At 70.8% G+C, this 18,223-nt stretch carries 14 protein-coding genes; 5 read left to right on the top strand and 9 right to left on the bottom strand.

Features of this window, described 5'->3' with window-relative positions:
- The first annotated feature begins 66 nt into the window (after positions 1-66).
- Both ACNAYW_RS10345 and ACNAYW_RS10340 read left to right on the top strand, forming a co-directional pair.
- Positions 67-744 (top strand): TetR/AcrR family transcriptional regulator, encoded by a 678-nt coding sequence (locus ACNAYW_RS10345; protein WP_415849616.1) that lies wholly within the window; start codon positions 67-69, stop codon positions 742-744.
- Between the two features lie 102 nt (positions 745-846).
- The gene (locus ACNAYW_RS10340) at positions 847-2,529 is read left to right on the top strand and encodes a DUF7373 family lipoprotein (protein ID WP_415849615.1); all 1,683 of its coding nucleotides are present in this window, start codon (positions 847-849) and stop codon (positions 2,527-2,529) included.
- A 9-nt stretch (positions 2,530-2,538) separates the two neighbouring features.
- On the opposite strand, the gene aroB is transcribed toward ACNAYW_RS10340, so the two are convergent.
- From aroB to aroC, 3 genes are read right to left on the bottom strand one after another with little or no spacing between them, the layout of a single operon-like run.
- The gene (gene aroB / locus ACNAYW_RS10335; protein ID WP_415849614.1) at positions 2,539-3,651 is read right to left on the bottom strand and encodes a 3-dehydroquinate synthase; all 1,113 of its coding nucleotides are present in this window, start codon (positions 3,649-3,651) and stop codon (positions 2,539-2,541) included.
- A gap of 3 nt (positions 3,652-3,654) precedes the next feature.
- Positions 3,655-4,272 (bottom strand): shikimate kinase, encoded by a 618-nt coding sequence (locus tag ACNAYW_RS10330; RefSeq protein WP_415849613.1) that lies wholly within the window; start codon positions 4,270-4,272, stop codon positions 3,655-3,657.
- The gene (aroC, locus tag ACNAYW_RS10325; RefSeq protein WP_415849612.1) at positions 4,272-5,477 is read right to left on the bottom strand and encodes a chorismate synthase; all 1,206 of its coding nucleotides are present in this window, start codon (positions 5,475-5,477) and stop codon (positions 4,272-4,274) included. Before aroC ends, ACNAYW_RS10330 begins: the two co-directional genes overlap by 1 nt.
- 80 nt (positions 5,478-5,557) lie before the next feature.
- Here aroC and ACNAYW_RS10320 point away from each other — a divergent pair, with 80 nt between their 5' ends.
- Positions 5,558-5,809: a hypothetical protein gene (locus ACNAYW_RS10320; RefSeq protein ID WP_415849611.1), complete on the top strand. Its 252-nt coding sequence runs from the start codon at positions 5,558-5,560 to the stop codon at positions 5,807-5,809.
- Between the two features lie 127 nt (positions 5,810-5,936).
- Positions 5,937-7,451, top strand: a complete 1,515-nt coding sequence (locus ACNAYW_RS10315; protein ID WP_415849610.1) for a MutS-related protein — start codon at positions 5,937-5,939, stop codon at positions 7,449-7,451.
- Positions 7,452-7,737: 286 nt separating this feature from the next.
- Here ACNAYW_RS10315 and ACNAYW_RS10310 read toward each other — a convergent pair whose 3' ends face one another.
- Positions 7,738-7,905 carry a hypothetical protein gene (locus ACNAYW_RS10310; RefSeq protein WP_415849609.1) on the bottom strand — a complete coding sequence of 56 codons (168 nt, stop codon included), beginning with the start codon at positions 7,903-7,905 and terminating at the stop codon, positions 7,738-7,740.
- A 497-nt stretch (positions 7,906-8,402) separates the two neighbouring features.
- Here ACNAYW_RS10310 and ACNAYW_RS10305 point away from each other — a divergent pair, with 497 nt between their 5' ends.
- A complete protein-coding gene (locus ACNAYW_RS10305; protein WP_415849608.1) occupies positions 8,403-8,933 on the top strand; it encodes a MutS-related protein in 531 nt (176 codons plus the stop codon).
- A 21-nt stretch (positions 8,934-8,954) separates the two neighbouring features.
- Here ACNAYW_RS10305 and dnaE read toward each other — a convergent pair whose 3' ends face one another.
- From dnaE to ACNAYW_RS10280, 5 genes are all read right to left on the bottom strand, one after another.
- Positions 8,955-12,509, bottom strand: a complete 3,555-nt coding sequence (gene dnaE / locus ACNAYW_RS10300) for a DNA polymerase III subunit alpha (protein WP_415849607.1) — start codon at positions 12,507-12,509, stop codon at positions 8,955-8,957.
- A gap of 80 nt (positions 12,510-12,589) precedes the next feature.
- Positions 12,590-13,864 (bottom strand): serine/threonine-protein kinase, encoded by a 1,275-nt coding sequence (locus tag ACNAYW_RS10295; RefSeq protein ID WP_415849606.1) that lies wholly within the window; start codon positions 13,862-13,864, stop codon positions 12,590-12,592.
- Positions 13,865-13,963: 99 nt separating this feature from the next.
- Positions 13,964-15,793, bottom strand: coding sequence for an ABC transporter ATP-binding protein (locus ACNAYW_RS10290; protein ID WP_415849605.1), 1,830 nt, complete (start codon positions 15,791-15,793; stop codon positions 13,964-13,966).
- The gene (locus ACNAYW_RS10285) at positions 15,790-17,523 is read right to left on the bottom strand and encodes an ABC transporter ATP-binding protein (protein WP_415849604.1); all 1,734 of its coding nucleotides are present in this window, start codon (positions 17,521-17,523) and stop codon (positions 15,790-15,792) included. The genes ACNAYW_RS10290 and ACNAYW_RS10285 overlap by 4 nt, the downstream gene beginning before the upstream one ends.
- Positions 17,520-18,158, bottom strand: coding sequence for a TetR/AcrR family transcriptional regulator (locus ACNAYW_RS10280; protein ID WP_415849603.1), 639 nt, complete (start codon positions 18,156-18,158; stop codon positions 17,520-17,522). The genes ACNAYW_RS10285 and ACNAYW_RS10280 overlap by 4 nt, the downstream gene beginning before the upstream one ends.
- Positions 18,159-18,223 lie beyond the last annotated feature (65 nt).

Raw genomic sequence — 18,223 nt, 5'->3', positions numbered from 1 at the left:
CTCCGCCGCGGGCTCGCCGTTGTCAAGAGCAGTGCTCTCGTTACGGATCGGTGCAATGATCGAGGGGTGAACGCCTCCCAGACCGCGCGCGAGCGCGCCCGCGCCGAGCTCACCGCCGAGATCATCCGCAGCGCACGGGACCAGCTCCGCGAGGTCGGCGCCGCGGCGCTGTCCTTGCGCGCCGTCGCCCGGGACCTGGGCCTGGCGTCGTCGGCGGTGTACCGCTACTTCCCGAGCCGCGACGCTCTGCTCACCGCGCTGATCACCGACGCCTACAACGCCCTGGGCGACGCCGTGGAGGCGGCGGACGCGGCGGCCGACGGCCCGCGGGCACGCTGGCTGGCCGCGGGGCGCGCCGTCCGGACCTGGGCTGTGGCGCACCCGCACGAGTACACGCTGCTCTACGGTTCGCCCGTGCCCGGGTACCACGCGCCGGCGGAGACGACCGCGGCCGCGATCCGCACATCGGGCACGCTGGCCCGGATCGCCGCGCTCGGGCACGGGCGGGCACCGGCACCGTCGGGCGTCTACGCCGAGCAGCTGCGCGTCGTCGCGGACGCCGTGGCGCCGGACGCCGAGCCCGCGCAGCTCGCGCTGGCGCTCCTGGCCTGGACCCAGTTGTTCGGCGCCGTCGGCTTCGAATTGTTCGGCCAGTTCGCGAACACGCTCGAACCCGCGGACGCGATGTTCGACTACACGCTCGAGAGGACGGCCGACCTGTTGGGGCTTCGCGATGAGGGTTGACCGCACCGGGGACCTGGGATCCCAGTTCCGAGTTCGGAGGCGGGCTAGAGTTCGGGCATGACGCGGGGGCGGATATCACTGGTCACAGCAATGATCTGCTGCGTGGCGATCGTCAGTGGCGGGTGTGCCACACCGATCGCAGGAAGTCCCGAAGGCGGTCCGTCGATCACCGCGGACTCGGGGAACTACCCCACGGCGCCTCGTTCCATCACAGCGACCATCGACGGCCAGCGCGTTCAGTCGTCGTTGAACCTCGCAGACGCGCTGGTCAGCCCGACCGAGATCGACGGCGCCCTCACTGAGTACAACGGTGCGCCCGATCAAGCCATTGATGCCTCCGACCTTCGCTTCTTCTTCGGCGTGCAGTTCGACCCGCTCGCGCAGGGCCTGCTCGCGGGCTACGCGACGGGGCGCCGGAGCGCGCGCACGACCGCATCCGCACTCGTCGCGGCATTCCGGTACTCCACACCAGACGAGGCGAATCGCGCGGTCGACGCGATCTCGACTGCACGGACCGACGAGTACTCGAAGAGAAGCGCACTCGCCGGTCACCCCCGATCGATCGCGGTCCCGGCACCCAACGGCTTCGAATCGTTCGACACCTGGATGCTCGCCCACCGTGAATTCGTCGTGATCGTCAGCAGTCGCGATGTCAGCACGAGCACTCCGCCCGCGCTGATGACTCGCCAGTCAGCAAGTCTCGACGAATTCACCGGTTCGGCACTGTTCGCGAATCCGCCCGCGCCGGACCCCGAAGGGGTCCTCGCTCTGACGATCCCGATCGCCCGAGACAGCGCAGGCACCGCGTCAGAACGGGACTCAGGCGCCTATACACCCCGCGCCTGGATACACAACCACGAAGAATTCTCGTGGACGACCGCGGTCGAGACCTATGAGCGGGCGGGGGTCGAAGCAGTCGGGTCCGCCGCGAACATCGTCTATCGGACGCGGTCCGCCGACGGGGCACGACTCTTGTTCGGTCACGCTCTTCCGGCGTCACTCCCCGAGGGGTTCAAGCGAGAAGCCTCGATTCCCGGCCTCACGGACAGCGGCTGCACCTCGCGCATGACGACCAACGGTGACCGTGAGACCACGCACTACCGCTGCGCAGCGACGTCCGGACGTCACCTCGTCGAGGCCTACGCAAGGTCACTCGCCGATGCGCAACAGAAGGTCGCCGCGGGCGTCAAGACGATCGCCTACGTCGCCACCGAGTCGAGCGTCGCCGCGAAGACCGACACGCTCGTGCGGATCGCCCCCGCAATGATCCTGCCGACGCAGGAGGACGTGGCGCGCGTATCCGGACAGCCGCTGGCGATGGCGACACGAACGCACGACAAGGATCCTGACTCGGAGGTCGCGCCGCGATCCTGCCTCGCCGCCGCACAACCGACGTCGACGTCGACGTGGGACGGTGCCGTGGCGAACGCCGGCGACAAGTACACGAAACTGGTCTCGGGCCGGGAAGCACCCAAAGCCATCAGCGCTCGCGCCGCAACGTTCGACTCCACGACCTCTGCGGGAACCGTCTTCCGAAGGGTCAAGAGCTCGCTGGATGCGTGCAGGAGCTTCACGGTGGGCGGCGAGGAATTCACCCTGAACGTCGCGGCGAGCGACGCCGACCACCTTGCCTGGACGATGACGGGCCCGGCCGCCGTCTGCACGAACGCGTACGAGCGGGTACGGAACATGATCGTCGCCTCGCGACAGTGCAGCGCGACTGCGGCGGACAACGATGCCACTGCAGAACTCACCGCCGCGATGGTCCGCGCAGCGTCGAAGTAGACCCGCCGATCAGAGCAGGACGGCCCCGGAGGGCTGGGTGCCTTCCTTGGCGACGGCGGAGTACGCGGCGACGAGCAGCGAGGGGTCGGGCGCCTCGAGCCGGCCGGGCCGTGCCAGGCCGTCGAGCACGACGAACCGCAGCATGCCGGCGCGGTTCTTCTTGTCCTTGCCCATGTACTCGAGGAGCTGGCCGAACGCGTCGGCGTCGTAACTCGTGGGCAGGCCCACGGATTCGAGGACCCGACGGTGCCGGTCGGCGGTCTCGTCGTCCAGGCGGCCGGCGAGGCGCCCCAGCTCCGCGGCGTAGATCAGGCCGACGGAGACGGCGGCGCCGTGACGCCAGCGGTAGCGCTCGCGGCGCTCCAGCGCGTGAGCCAGGGTGTGGCCGTAGTTGAGGATCTCGCGCAGCGAGGACTCCTTGAGGTCGGCGGAGACCACCTTCGCCTTGACCTCGATGGACCGGCGGACCAGCTCCGGAAGCACGTCGCCGGTGGGGTCGAGCGCCGCCTCGGGATCCTTCTCGATGAGCTCGAGGATCACCGGGTCGGCGATGAAGCCGGTCTTGATGACCTCGGCCATGCCGGCGACGATCTCGTTGCGCGGCACCGTCTCCAGCGTCACCAGGTCCACGATCACCGAGCGCGGCTCGTGGAAGGAGCCGACCAGGTTCTTGCCGGCGTCGGTGTTGATGCCGGTCTTGCCGCCGACGGCCGCGTCGACCATCGCCAGCAGCGTGGTGGGGATGTGCACGACGGGCACGCCGCGCATCCAGGTGGCGGCAACGAAGCCGGTGACGTCGGTAGCGGCGCCGCCGCCGAGGCTGTAGATCACGTCCTGGCGGCTCAGGCCGATGCGGCCGAGCACCTCCCAGCAGAACCCGGCGACCTGGAGATCCTTACCGGCCTCGGCGTCGGGCAGCTCGATGCGGTGAGCGTCGATACCCTTGTCCGCCAGGGCCTGTCGCAGCGCCTCGGCGGTCTCGGCGAGGGTGGGCTGGTAGAAGATCGCGGCCTTGGTCGCCTCGCCGGCGGCCGCGACGGTCTCGTCCAGCAGCCCACGACCGATCACCACGTCGTACGGGCTGCCCGCGTCGACGCGGACCTTCACCGGGTTCTCGCTCATCTACTACTCCGATCGATTCTTGGCGGACGTGCGGAGGACGGCGGGCAGCTTCGGCCAGGGGCCGCGGCGCTCCCGCCCGGGTGCGGTGTCCTTGAGGCGCCGCTGCACCTGCCGGACGACGGACGACGGGGCGCGCCCCACGGTCGAGACGCGGATCGTCGCGAGTTCACGGTAGATCGGTGTGCGCCGCGCCATCAGCGCGCGGTACGCCGCGGCGGGGTCGTTCCCCTTCAGGAGCGGGCGGTTCGACGCGGCCGGGTTCACCGTGCGCCGGATCCCCTCCTCCTCGGTCAGTTCGAGGTAGACGACCTGGTGCCGGCGGAGCAGCGTGCGGGTCGTCTCGGAGAGCACGGCGCCGCCGCCGAGGGACACGACCCCGGGGTGGTGCGCGACCACGTCGGCGACGACGGTCTCCTCGATGGCCCGGAAGGCGGGCTCGCCGTCACCGGCGAAGATCTGCGGGATGGAGCGGCCCTCGCGGCGCTCGATCTCCTCGTCGACGTCGAGGAACTCGACCCGCAGCGCGCGCGCCAGCCGACGGCCGATGGTCGTCTTCCCCGCCCCGGGCGGGCCGATCAGGATCGCCGCGGGCCCCGGCTCGCGGCCGGGCGCGGTGCCCATCAGATCGCCTCGGGCGTCACCCGCTGCAACCGCGCCGCCACCTGCTCGGAGTACCGCTCGATGTTGCTGCGGGTCTCGGCGATGCTGTCGCCGCCGAACTTCTCGAGCGCCGCCTGCGCGACGACGAGAGCCACCATGGATTCGGCCACCACGCCGGCGGCGGGCACGGCGCAGACGTCGCTGCGCTGGTGGATCGCCACGGCCTCGGTGCCGGTCTGCATGTCGATGGTGCGCAACGCGCGCGGCACCGTCGAGATCGGCTTCATCGCCGCGCGCACGCGCAGCTCCTCGCCGTTGGTCATGCCGCCCTCGACGCCGCCCGCGCGGTTGGTCGAGCGGAGCACGCCGCCCTTGTCGGGCAGCATCTCGTCGTGCGCGGCGCTGCCGCGGCGGCGCGCGGTCTCGAAGCCGTCGCCCACCTCGACGCCCTTGATCGCCTGGATGCCCATGAGGGCGGCGGCGAGCCGCGCGTCGAGACGGCTCTCGCCCGAGGCGACGGAGCCGATACCCACGGGCAGGCCCGTGACCACGACCTCGACGACGCCGCCGAGCGTGTCGCCGTCCTTCTTGGCGGCCTCGATCTCGGCGATCATCGACTGCTCGGCGGCCTCGTCGAAGGCGCGCACGGGCGAGGCGTCGATCCGGTCGATGTCGGCGCCCGACGGGGTCGGGCCGACGTAGGGCTCCGACGCGCCGATCGAGATGACGTGGCTGACCACCTCGGCGCCGAAGGCCTGGCGCAGGAAGTTCCGGGCGACGGTGCCGGCGGCGACGCGGGCGGCCGTCTCGCGGGCGCTGGCGCGCTCCAGCACGGGACGCGCGTCCTCGAAGCCGTACTTGAGCATCCCCGAGTAGTCGGCGTGGCCGGGCCGCGGCCGGGTGAGGGGCGCGTTGCGGGCCATCCCGTCGAGCAGCTCCTGGTCGACGGGATCGGCCGACATGACCTGCTCCCACTTGGGCCACTCGGTGTTGCCGATCTCGATGGCGACGGGGCCCGCCTGGGTACGGCCGTGCCGGACACCACCGAGGATGGTGACCTTGTCGGCCTCGAACTTCATGCGCGCACCACGGCCGTAGCCGAGGCGTCGCCGCGCCAACTGGGCGGCGATGTCCGACGACGTGACCTCGACGCCCGCGACCATGCCCTCCACGAGGGCCACGAGGGCGGGGCCGTGCGATTCTCCTGCGGTGATCCAGCGCAACACGCGTCCCATCATCCCAGATCGCCCCGCCGGACCGTGAGTTCGGGTGGCCGAAACCTTGGTCGCAGGGTATGGTGAACCCCATGACCACCGTCACCGCATCCTCGACTTCCGACCGCCGCGCCTCTGCGCAGCGGTCCACCGTCGACGTTTTCGGTGTCGCCTGGCCCCGCTACAAGGTGGAGTCGCTGCTCGCCGCGCTGGTCGTCCTGGCCCTCGGCGCGGTGCTCACGCTGGCCACCGGCGCAGCGTCGTTCGCGCCCGCGATCCTCGCCGCCACCGGCGCGGGCGTCGCGGTCTGGTGGGCCGCTCGCGCCCTGCACAACCAGGGATAAGCGCCCCTGCAGCCTTGCCCGGCGTTCTCCACGGACGTACGGTCGAGGAACCGGCGGTCCATGTGGACGCCGCCGACACCACCCGCCGGTCCGGCCGTGACGACACGGGCGACGAGCGGAGGTGCGTGTGGAATCCCCTTCCCTCCTGGGCACGCCCGCGGTCGACCCGCCCGAACGCGACCCGGACCACTTCGCCGATCTGGGTCTGGATCACATCGTCGGCGCGGCCGCCGCGCAGGACCCCGACATCGCTCCCCTGTTCCGCGTGCCCGCGCCGACGCCGGCGGTCGCGCGGTACCGGCAGGACCTGTGCCGCGCCCTGCGGCGGGACGCCTCGCTCACCGCCGCGCTGCGGTCGTTCTGCGCGACGATGGCTGCGACGCGGGAGGCACGGTCGAACGCGGAGCGGTTGCGGCTCGCCCCAGAGCGCGACGCCTGGTTCCTCGACGGTGCGCGCCGATACCTCGCCGCCGTCGCCGGCCTGCGGGACGCGCTCGCCGCTGCCGCGGACCCGCCCGCGGCGCTGCGCGATCTGCGCGCGCACCTCGATGCGCTGGCAGATTCGCGCGCCCACCGGGAGCTGTCGGGCGACGCGGCGGAGGCGGCGGCCCTGATGGACGGTGTCGAGTACACCGTGCGGATCAAGAAGTCCGACGTCCGGGTGGGGCGGTATCACGGGGAGGCGGACTACGGCGCCGAGGTCGCCGCCGTCTTCGAGCGGTTCCGGGTCGACGGGGCCGCCCGGCGCGCGGAGGACGTTCCCGTGCGGCCGGGCCTCGACGGGGTCGAGGCCGCCATCCTCACCGACGTCACGGCCCTGTTCCCCGACACCTTCCGGACGCTCGCCCGGTTCCGCGAGCGGCACGCCGGGTACGGCGACCCGACGGTGACCCGCGCCGACCTCGAGCTCCGCTGGTACCTGGGCTACCTAGACCTGGTGGCGCGGTTGGAAGCGGCCGGCGTGCCGTTCGCGTTCCCCACGATCGCCGACGATCCCGTCCTCGACGCACGCGGCGTCGCGGACCTGGCGATGGCGATGGACCTGGTCCGCCGCGGGGCACCCGTGATCGGCAACGACCTCCGGCTGGACGCCGAGGAGCGCGTGCTCGTGGTCACCGGTCCGAACCACGGCGGCAAGACCGCGCTCGCCCGAGCCTTCGGGCAGACCCACCATCTGGCGGCGCTGGGCCTCCCCGTGCCCGGCACAGCCGCCGTGATCGGGCTCTTCGACGAGCTGTTCACGCAGTTCGAGCGGCCCGAGTCCGCCGACGACCGGCGCGGCAGGCTGGAGGCGGACATCGTGGGCATGCGCGAGATCCTCACCGCGGCGACCGACCGCAGCGTCGTAGTGATGAACGAGACCTTCGCGTCGACGTCGCTGGAGGACGGCGCCCGGCTCGGTGCCGCCGTCGTGCACCGGCTGGTGGAGCGCGGCGCGCGCTGCATCTACGTCACCTTCGTCGACGAGATCGCCCAGCTCGGCGGCGGGGTGGTCAGCATGACCGCCGACGTCCCCGCCGAGCCGTCCGCCCGCACCTTCCGAGTGCGCCGGGGCCGGCCGCAGGGCCTCGCCCACGCGGCCGCCCTCGCGCGCCGGCACGGCCTCGACGCCGAGGCCCTGCGCCGGAGGATCGCGTCATGAGGACGCGCCTGCTCTACCGCGACCGCGACCTGCGCGACGCCCCACCCGCGCCACCGCGGTCCGAGGAGCTGCGCCGGAACCTCGGGCTGGATCGGCTGCTCCCGGTCATGGCCGCCGGCGACGACGGACTCCACCGGGTCGCGGAGGCGGTGCTGCTCGGCGACGTCGCCTCCGCCGAGGACATCCGCTACCGCCACGAGGTCCTGCGGGACTGCCTCGCCCACCCCGACGCGGTCGACGACCTCCGACGGATCGCGGCGAAGGCGGTCGACCGGGAGCGGCACAACTACTTCGGACTGTTCACCCGCGCCACGCCGGACAAGGTGCTGTACCGGTCGCTCGACGTCCTGGACATGTTCCTGGAGGCCTTCACCGAGCTGCGCGCGGCCTGCGACCGATGGCGCGGCGGCTTCGCCTCGGCGGGCTTCGACACCTTCTTCACCTGCATCGCCACCGACCTCGACGACGCCTACCTGACGACGGTCCGGGAGCACCTCGAGGGGCTGCGGTTCGCGAAGGGCGAGCTGATCAGCGTGCGGCTGGGCGCGGGGGCGCACGGCACGGACCACGTACTGCGGCACGCGGATCGCTCCGGGTGGCGCCGCTTGCGCGGGCGCGACGGGGCGATCGACCTCGACGTCGACGACCCGGCCGCCGCGGAGGCCCTGACGGTGCTGGCGGGTCGCGGCATCCGGACCGCGGCCGACGCCGTCGCGCAGGCGGCCGAGCACGTGGCCGCGTACTTCCGGACCATCGCCGACGAGCTGGGTTTCTACCGCGCCGTCATGAACCTCCTCGGCGCGCTGGACGAACGCGGCGCCCCCCTGGTGCCTACCGGAACCGTCGGAGCGGGGCCTGACGTGCCGTGGCCTCTACCACCCCGCGCTCGCCCTTCAGGCGCGGGAACCCGTTGTCGGCAACGACATCCAGACCGAGAACGCCGCGGTCACGATGATCACCGGCGCGAACCACGGCGGGAAGACCACGCTGCTGCGCAGCATCGGCACCGCCCAGCTCATGCTGCGCTGCGGCATGCCGGTGCCCGCGCGGGAGTACCGCGGCCCCGTCCACTCGCAGGTGCTCACGCATTTCGGCGGGGAGGAGCGCGACGGCGGCGACACCGCGGGGCGGCTGGAGGAGGAGCTGGCCCGGATGAGCGCCATCGCCGACGTGATCCGGCCGGGCGCACTCCTGTTGTGCAACGAGTCGCTCGCATCGACGAACGAGCGTGAGGGCGCGGCGCTGGCGCGGCAGGTCGTCGAGACCCTGCGGGACTGCGGGATCACCGTCGTCTACGTGACCCACATGTACGAGCTCGCGCGCGGGCTCGCCGACGCGGAGGACCCGCGGCACGCGTTCCTCCGTGCGGAGCGTCTCGACTCCGGCGACCGCACCTTTCGGGTGCTCCCCGGTCGGCCCCTGCCGACCAGCCACGGGGAGGACCTGTTCCAGCGGATCTTCGGCACCGCGGCCGGCGTGTGAGGGGCCGGCGTCCGAGGACCGTCAGGCCAGGCAGTTCGGGCCGAGGAGCGCCTTGAGGTCACCCATCAGCGAGGACGACGGGTTCACCCGGAGGGTGTCGTCGAGCCGCAGCGTCGTGGCCTTGTCGCCGCTGACCAGCTTGACGTGCACGTCGGAGACGCCGGGGTGGCGCTGCAGCACCTGCTTGAGCGCGGAGACCTTGTCCTGCGTGCACACCCGCGTCTGCATCGTGAGCGAGAGCGGCTTCGCCACCCCGATCTGGGACAGGTCGATCGGCGCGATGTCGTTCGCGATGAGAGTCACCTTGTCGTCGCGGAAGTTCACGCGTGCCTTGATGAGCACCACCGCGTCCTCCACGACCTCCGCGCCGTAGGCGGCGTAGGCCTGGGGGAAGAAGAAGACCTCGATACCACCGGAGAGGTCCTCGATCTGCGCGGACGCGAACGGGGCGCCGTTCTTGTTCACGCGCCGGTTCACCGACTGCAGGATGCCGCCGACGGTGACCTGGGTGCCGTCCTTCACGTCGCCCTCGACGATCGCCGGGATGGGCGTGTCGGTCTGCGCCGCGATCACGTGCTCCACCCCGTCGAGCGGATGCGCGGAGACGTACAGGCCCAGCATCTCCCGTTCCAGGGCGAGCTTGTGCTTGCCGTCCCACTCCTCGTCGGGGACCTTGATGGTGAAGACGTCGTCGATGGGGCCGGCGGCACCGTCCTCCTCACCCATGGACCCGAAGAGGTCGAACTGGCCCACGGCTTCGGCCTTCTTGGTCGAGAGCACCGACTCGATGGCGTCGGCGTGCACCAGGAGCAGTCCCTTGCGGGGATGCTCGAGCGAGTCGAAACCGCCCGCCTTGATGAGGGATTCGGTGACCTTCTTGGAGCAGGCCGCGACCTCGATCTTGGCGAGGTAGTCCGAGAAGGAGGTGAAGTTCCCCTTCTCCTTGCGGGTGTTCACGATGGACGCGACGACGCCCTCACCGACGTTGCGCACGGAGCCCATGCCGAAGCGGATGTCCTCGCCGACCGAGGTGAAGGCGTGGAAGGACTCGTTGACGTCCGGCGGGAGCACGGTGATCCCGAGGCGGCGGCAGTCGCCGAGGTAGATGGCGGCCTTGTCCTTGTCGTCGCCGACGGAGGTGAGCAGTGCGGCCATGTACTCGGCCGGGTAGTTCGCCTTGAGGTACGCGGTCCAGTAGGAGACGAGGCCGTACGCGGCGGCGTGCGACTTGTTGAACGCGTAGCCGGCGAACGGGAGGACCGTCTCCCACAGCGCGGTGATCGCGGCCTGCGAGAAGCCGTTGTCGAGCATCCCCTGCTGGAAGCCGCCGTAGGCCTCGTCGAGGATCTCCTTCTTCTTCTTGCCCATCGCGCGCCGCAGCAGATCGGCCTGGCCGAGGCTGTACCCGGCGACCTTCTGCGCGATCTGCATGATCTGCTCCTGGTACACGATGAGACCGAAGGTCTCCGACAGGATCTCGCCCAGGGGCTCCTCGAGCTCCGGGTGGATCGGCTTGACCTGCTGGCGGCCGTTCTTGCGGTCCGCGTAGTCGTTGTGCGCGTTCACGCCCATCGGACCGGGGCGGTACAGGGCGCCCACGGCCACGATGTCCTCGAACTTGGTGGGCTGCATGCGGCGCAGCAGGTCCCGCATGGGGCCGCCGTCGAGCTGGAAGACGCCGAGGGTGTTGCCCTTCTGCAGCAGCTCGTACGTCGTCTCGTCGTCGATCGGGAGCTGATCCATGTCCAGCTCGATGCCGCGGTTGTGCTTGATGTTGCCGAGCGCGTCACCGATGACGGTGAGGTTGCGCAGGCCCAGGAAGTCCATCTTCAGCAGGCCGATGGCCTCGCACGACGGGTAGTCCCAGCCGGTGATGATCGCGCCGTCCTGCGCGCGCTTCCACACCGGGATCGCATCCGTGAGCGGATCACACGACATGATCACTGCGCAGGCGTGCACGCCCGCGTTGCGGATCAGGCCCTCGAGCCCGAGCGCCATGTCGTAGATCTTCGAGACGTCCGGATCGGTCTCGATCAACTGCCGGACCTCGACGGCCTCCTTGTACCGCTCGTGCGAGGGGTCCGTGATGCCCTTGACCGAGATGTCCTTGGCCATGATGGGCGGCGGGAGCGCCTTGGTGATGCGGTCGGCGATCGAATACCCCGGCTGGCCGTAGATGACACGGGCCGAGTCCTTGATCGCGGCCTTCGTCTTGATGGTGCCGAACGTGATGACCTGGGCCACCTTGTCCGAGCCCCACTTCTCCGAGGCGTAGGTGATCATCTCGCCGCGGCGACGATCATCGAAGTCGATATCGATATCGGGCATCGACACGCGCTCGGGATTGAGGAACCGCTCGAACAGCAGACCGTGCGGGATCGGGTCGATGTTGGTGATGCCCAACGCCCACGCGACGAGCGAACCCGCCGCGGAACCACGGCCCGGGCCCACGCGGATGCCGACCTCGTGCGCGTGCGCGATGAGGTCACCGACCACCAGGAAGTACGCCGGGAAACCCATCTCGTTGATGACCGAGAGCTCGTACTTCGCCCGCGCGACGTAGTCCTCCGGCGGACCGTCGGGGAAACGCCGGTTCAGGCCGTCCATCACCTCGGATTCGAGGAACGACTCCTGCGTGTGGTTCTCGGGCACCGGGAACCGCGGCATGCGGTCCTTGTGCTCCCAGACCTCCTTGTAGGACTGGACCCGCTCCCCGATCTCGACGGTCGAATCGCACGCGCCCGGCACCTGCGAGTCCCACAGCGCCCGCATCTCGTCGGCCGACTTGAGGTAGTAGCCGTCACCGTCGAACTGGAAACGCGTGGGATCCGAGAGCGTCTTGCCGGTCTGGATGCACAGCAGCGCGCCGTGCGACTCCGCCTTGTCCTTGGTGACGTAGTGGCAGTCGTTCGTGGCCAGCGGCTTGATGCCCAGCTGGCGGCCGATGTTCAGCAGCCCCTCGCGGACCCGGCGCTCGATGTCGATCCCGTGGTCCATCAACTCCAGGTAGAAGTTGTCCTTGCCGAAGATCTCCTGCCACTTGGCGGCCGCCTCGAGCGCCTCCCGCTCGTGCCCGAGCCGCAGCCGGGTCTGCACCTCGCCCGACGGGCAGCCCGTGGTCGCGATGATGCCCTCGGCGTGCTCGGCGATGATCTCCGCGTCCATGCGGGACCACTTGCCCAGCTGGCCCTCGATGGAGGCGAGCGAGCTGAGCTTGAACAGGTTGCGCAGGCCCGTGGCGTTCTCCGCCACCATCGTCATGTGGGTGTACGCACCCGAGCCCGAGACGTCGTCGCTCTTCTGCGACGGATCGCCCCACTTGACGCGCTTGGTGTTGAACCGCGACTCCGGCGCGATGTACGCCTCGATGCCGATGATCGGCTTGATGTCGTACTTCACCGCGGTGTTGTAGAAGTCCGAGGCGCCGAACATATTGCCGTGGTCCGACATGCCCACCGCGGTCATGCCCAGCCGCTTGGCCTCCGCGAACAACGGGTCGACCTTGGCCGCACCGTCGAGCATCGAGTACTCGGTGTGGTTGTGCAGATGCACGAAGGAGCCGGCGGCGGACGTCATGGGCTACTCACCTCCGGTGAAGAATCTCAACGCTGTCATTAGGCAGTGTAGGCCCCTCCACCGACACGTCCCGCGGATCGTCAGCCGAAGGCGATGACCAGGATCAACACCAGCAACGCGACCACCGCCACCCCCACCAGCACCAGGACCGCGGGCGAGATGCCGCCCGCGGCGGGCGCCTTCGCGGGCTGCGCGCGTGGCGCCGGCGGGCGCTGCATCGCCCCGGACCGGGCGCCCGAGCTCGCGCCGTACAGCGGCTGCGGGCCGACGGCCTGCGGCGGCACGGCGGGCTGCGGCGGGGACGGCTGCGCGGGCCTAGCCGGCGGGTGACCGGCCCGGTTCGCCTGCCCGCGGATGCCGGGCGCGACGGTCCGCTGCACGGGAACGGACGGACGCCCCGCGGTCGCGGGCGGCTGCGGGCCGGACGGGTGCCCGGGCCCGGGGACGTAGCCGGGCGGCGCGGGGCGCGGCATCGGGCGCGGCGCGGGCCGGCCGACGGGGGCCGTCAGCGCCGACTTCAGGGCGGTCGCGAACTCCTTGCACGTGGCGAACCGCTCGGCCGGGGTCTTCGCGAGGCCGCGTGCGACCACGGCGTCGACGGCGGGCGGGACGCCCTCCCGGATCTGCGAGATGCGGGGCGGCGGCGCGTTGAAGTGCGCGTCGATCACCGCGTCGGTGCTCGCGCCGGTGTACGGCACCTTGCCCGTGACCAGGTGGAAGAAGGTCGCGGCCAGCGAATACTGGTCCGAGCGCGGGTCGAGCTCCTCACCGCACAGCTGCTCCGGGGAGGCGTACGCGAGCGTCGCCAGGACGGTGCCGACGGCGGTGAGCTGCGAGGTGTCCTCACCGCCCTTCGCGACGCCGAAGTCGGTGAGCAGCGCCCGCCGCTCCTCGCCGTCGTCGTCATCCGCGGCGGCGACGAGGATGTTGGCGGGTTTGATGTCGCGGTGGAGCAGGCCGGCGCGGTGGGCGCGGTCGAGCCCCCGCCCGATCTGGCCGACGATCTCCACGGCGACGGCCGGAGCCAGGCCGCCCGGGTTGCGCTTGAGCAGCACCGAGCAGTCGTCGCCCTCGACGTACTGCATCGCGATCCACAGCCGGGCGCCCTCGGTGCCGCGGTTGTAGATGGTGACGACGTTGGGGTGGTCGAGGCGGGCGGCGAGCTCCGCCTCCCGCAGGAAGCGCTTGCGGAAGGCCTCGTCGCCCGAATAGCCGGCGCCCAGCACCTTGAGCGCGTCGTACCGGGGTAGCTCGGGGTGCTTGGCGAGGTAGACGGAGCCCATGCCGCCGGATCCCAGGCGTCGCTCGATCCGATAACCGCCGATCACCGTCCCGGGTGCGAGTTCGTCACTCATGTCCGTCGCTTCTGCCCCATATCGTCCGTTCCGTCGAGCACCAGCGTAACCCGCTCGCGCACCGTCGCCCCGGTGGCGAGGTCCGGGCCGACTCGCGCGTCAGATCTCGACGCCCTCGAACTGGGCCCGGTACAGGCCCGCGTAGTGGCCGCCCGCCGCGAGCAGCTCGTCGTGCGAGCCCTGTTCGACGATCCGCCCGTGGTCCATCACGACGATGACGTCGGCGTCGCGGATGGTCGAGAGCCGGTGCGCGATGACGAAGCTCGTGCGGTCGGCCCGCAGCGCGTGCATGGCCTGCTGCAGCAGCACCTCCGTTCGGGTGTCCACCGAGCTGGTCGCCTCGTCGAGGATGAGGACGGCCGGCTCGGCGAGGAAGGCCCGCGCGATCGTGATGAGCTGGCGCTCGCCCGCGGAGACGCTGCCGGATTCGTCGTCGAGCACGGTGTCGTACCCGTCGGGCAGCGAGTGCGCGAAGCGGTCGACGAAGGTGGCCCGCGCGGCGGCGTAGACCTCCTCGTCGGTGGCGTCGAGACGGCCGTACCGGATGTTCTCCCGGATGGTGCCCTCGAACAGCCAGGTGTCCTGCAGCACCATGCCCATCCGCCGGCGCAGGTCCGCACGCTCGACCTCGGCGATGTCGACGCCGTCGATGGTGATCCGGCCGCCACTGAGCTCGTAGAACCGCATGATCAGGTTGACCAGGGTCGTCTTGCCCGCGCCCGTGTGGCCGACGATGGCGACGGTGCGGCCGGGCTCGGCCACGAGGTTCAGTCCGTCGATGAGCGGCTCGTCGCTCTTGTATCCGAACGAGACGTCCTCGAAGGCGACGCGGCCGCGGGTCGGCACCGGGAGGGCGCCGGCGCGCTCGACGGTCTGCTCCTCGGCGTCGAGGATCGCGAAGACGCGCTCGGCGGAGGCCACGCCGGACTGCAGCATGTTCACCATCGAGGCCATCTGGGTGACGGGTTGGGTGAACTGCCGCGAGTACTGGATGAAGGCGATGACATCGCCCAGGCTCATCCCGCCCGCGGCCACGCGCAGGCCGCCGACGACGCACACGGCGACGTACTGCAGGTTGCCCACGAACATGCTGATCGGCATGACGAGGCCCGAGAGGAACTGCGCCTTGTAGCTCGCGTTCATCAGCGCGTCGTTCTCCTCGGCGAAGCGCTCCTGCAGCGCGTCGCCGCGGCCGTAGACGGTGACCAGGTCGTGGCCGGTGAAGGCCTCCTCGACCTGCGCGTTGAGCGAGCCCGTCGAGCGCCATTGCGCGACGAAGTGCTTCTGGCTGCGCTTCATGATCTGCCCCGCGAAGATCACGATGAGAGGGATCACCACGACCGCGACCGCGGTGAGCAGCGGCGAGACGATGAGCATCATGATCAGCACGCCGATCACGGTGAACGCCGAGACGATGAGCTGGCTCAGCGCCTGCGTCAGCGACTGGCCGAGGTTGTCGATGTCGTTGGTCACGCGGGAGAGCAGCTCGCCGCGGGGCTGCTTGTCGAAGTAGCTCAGCGGCAGCCGGTTCAGCTTCTCCTCGACCTCGCGGCGCAGCGAGTACATGACCCGCTGGACCGCGCCGTTGAGCAGGAAGCCCTGCGCGTACTGCAGCGCCGCGCTCGCCACGAACAGCCCGATCACCCACGTGAGGATGGTGCCGACGCGGGACAAGTCGATGCCGGGCCCGTGCTGGAGCTGCGAGCGGAAGCCGTCGTAGATCGCGTCCACCGCAGTGCCGATCACCTTCGGGGCGATCACCGCGGCGGTCACCGAGCCGACGGACAGCAGCACCGCCGCCGTCATCGCCGAGCGCTGCTCGCTCAGCCGCCCGAGCAGGCGCCCCAGCGAGGGCCAGAAGGTCATCGGCTTCTGGTTGGGCGAGCCCGCCGTCGCCGCGGCGGCGGCCCGTGCTCCGGGTCCGGTCATGCTGCACTCCCCGCCGTCGCCTGGCTGCCGGCGATCTCCTGGTAGGTGGGACAGGTCTCGAGGAGCTCGGCGTGGGTGCCGTGGCCGACCACCTCGCCGTCCTCGAGCACGAGGATCTGATCGGCGCCCGCGATCGTCGAGATGCGCTGCCCGACGATGAAGACCGTGGCCTCGCGTGTGTACGGCCGCAGCGCGGCACGCAGCTTCGCGTCGGTCGCGAGGTCGAGCGCGGAGAAGCTGTCGTCGAAGAGGTACACCGCGGGCTTCGCGACGAGAGCGCGGGCGATCGCGAGCCGCTGGCGCTGCCCGCCGGAGACGTTGCTGCCGCCCTGGGCGATCGGCGCGTCGAGGCCGCCGAGCTCGGCGACGAAGTCGTCCGCCTGTGCGATGCGCAGCGCCTCGGCGAGCTCGTCGTCGGTCGCGTCCGGGTTGCCGAACCGCAGGTTGCTCGCGACGGTGCCGCTGAACAGGTAGCCGCGCTGCGGCACCAGCCCGACGTGCCCCCACAGGGCGTCGGCGCGCAGGTCCCGCACGTCGACGCCGTCGTACCGCACCGCGCCGGCGGTGGCGTCGAACAGGCGCGCCAGGAGGTTGATCAGCGTCGACTTCCCCGAGCCGGTGGACCCGATGATCGCGACGGTCTCCCCCGGACGGGCCGTCAGGTTCACGTTCTGCAGCACCGGCTTCGCGGCGCCGGGGTAGCACATGGTGACGTCGTCCAGCTCGACGACGCCGGTGATCGCGGGCAAGGGGTCCGGGTGCTCCGGCGGCGCGACCGTGGATCGGGTGGTGAGCACGTCCGTGATGCGCTCGGCGGCGACGGATGCGCGGGGCACCATCATCACCATGAAGGTCGCCATCATCACCGACATGAGGATCTGCATCATGTACTGCATGTAGGCGGTGACCGAGCCGATCTGGGCGGTGCCGTCGGCGATGAGGTGCGCGCCGAACCACCAGACCGCGACGGTGGAGAGGTTGAGCACCAGCATCACCCACGGGAACATGACCGCCATCAGCCGCATGACGCGGATCGAGGCGTCGGTGAGGGCGCTGTTGGCACCGTCGAACCGCTCCCGCTCGACGGGCTCGCGGACGAAGGCCCGGATCACCCGGACGCCCGTGAGCTGTTCGCGGAGCACCTGATTGACCGCGTCGAGCCGGGTCTGCACCACGCGGAAGCCGGGGATCATCTTGCTGATCACCACGCCCAGGACCGCGCCGAGGACGGGGACCGCCACCACCATGAGCCAGGCGAGGCCGGGCTCCTCCCGCACCGCCATGACGACGCCGCCGACCGCCATGAACGGCGCCTGGATCATCATCGACAGGGTCATCAGCACGAGGAGCTGGACCTGCTGCACGTCGTTGGTGCTGCGGGTGATGAGCGACGCCGCGCCGAATCCGGAGACCTCGCGGCCGGAGAAGGTGCGGACCCGGCCGAACAGGGATCGCCGGGTGTCGCGGCCGAAGGCCATGGCGCTGCGGGACGCGAAGTAGGTGGCGCCGCCCGCCGCGATCACCTGGAACAGCGTGATCACCAGCATGATCCCGCCCATGCGCCAGATGTAGCCGGTGTCGCCCGGCGTCACCCCGAGGTCGATGATCTTGGCGTTGATGCTGGGCAGCACCAGGTTGGCGACGACGCTGACGAATTGGAAGGCGGCCACGGCGAGCAGCCAGGGCCGGTACGGCCGCAGATGCGCGGCGATGAGTCTGAGCAGGGTCACGGGAGGCTGTTCCTTCGCGCGGATGCGGTGGTGGGCTGGGCCGAGATGCCGTCGAGCAGGACGTCGACGATGCGCTGCGGCGACAGGACGTGCCCGTCGCTGATGTGGGGGTGGCTGCCGGAGAAGGTGAGCAGGCGCAGCAGGTGGATCGCCTCCTCCGGCGGGACGGAGAGCAGGTCGGCGTCGTCGCCGATCACGCCGCGGAGCCGGGACACGAGCGCCGGTCCGCCCTCCTTCGCCCGACGGTGCGCGTCCCGGTCCCGCACGTGCGGCGGGGCGACGAGGCCGAGGGCGTCCATGAGTCCGAAGATCCGCTGGAACCGGGCCTGCACGAGCTCGGTGAACCGGTAGAGGCGCTCGCGGAGCGGCAGCGCGGGGTCGATGGCGTCGATCTCGGTGAGGAGCGGTGCGGGATCGAAGGACTCGACCATCACCGCGTCGAGCAGGTCCTCCTTGGAGTCGAAGACGCGGAAGATGGTGCCCTCCGCGACCCCCGCGGCGGCGGCGATCTGCTTGGTGGTGGGCACCGCGCCGTGCTCCAGCAGGGCGTCGCGCGTCGCCGCGATCAGCGCCGCACGCCGCTCCTCCGCGGGAAGGTGCGGCGCGCGGGATCGGGTGTCGTTAGCCGCGGGCACGATTTCGAGACTACAGAAGTGAGCGCGCACTCACAATTGATTTTCCGTTCGCCCGCGGCGAATCG

The organism is Tsukamurella ocularis (assembly GCF_965138335.1).
GTDB lineage: Bacteria > Actinomycetota > Actinomycetes > Mycobacteriales > Mycobacteriaceae > Tsukamurella > Tsukamurella ocularis_A.
Note: the sequence above shows the minus strand (reverse complement) of the source record. Positions and strands in the feature narration are given on the sequence as shown.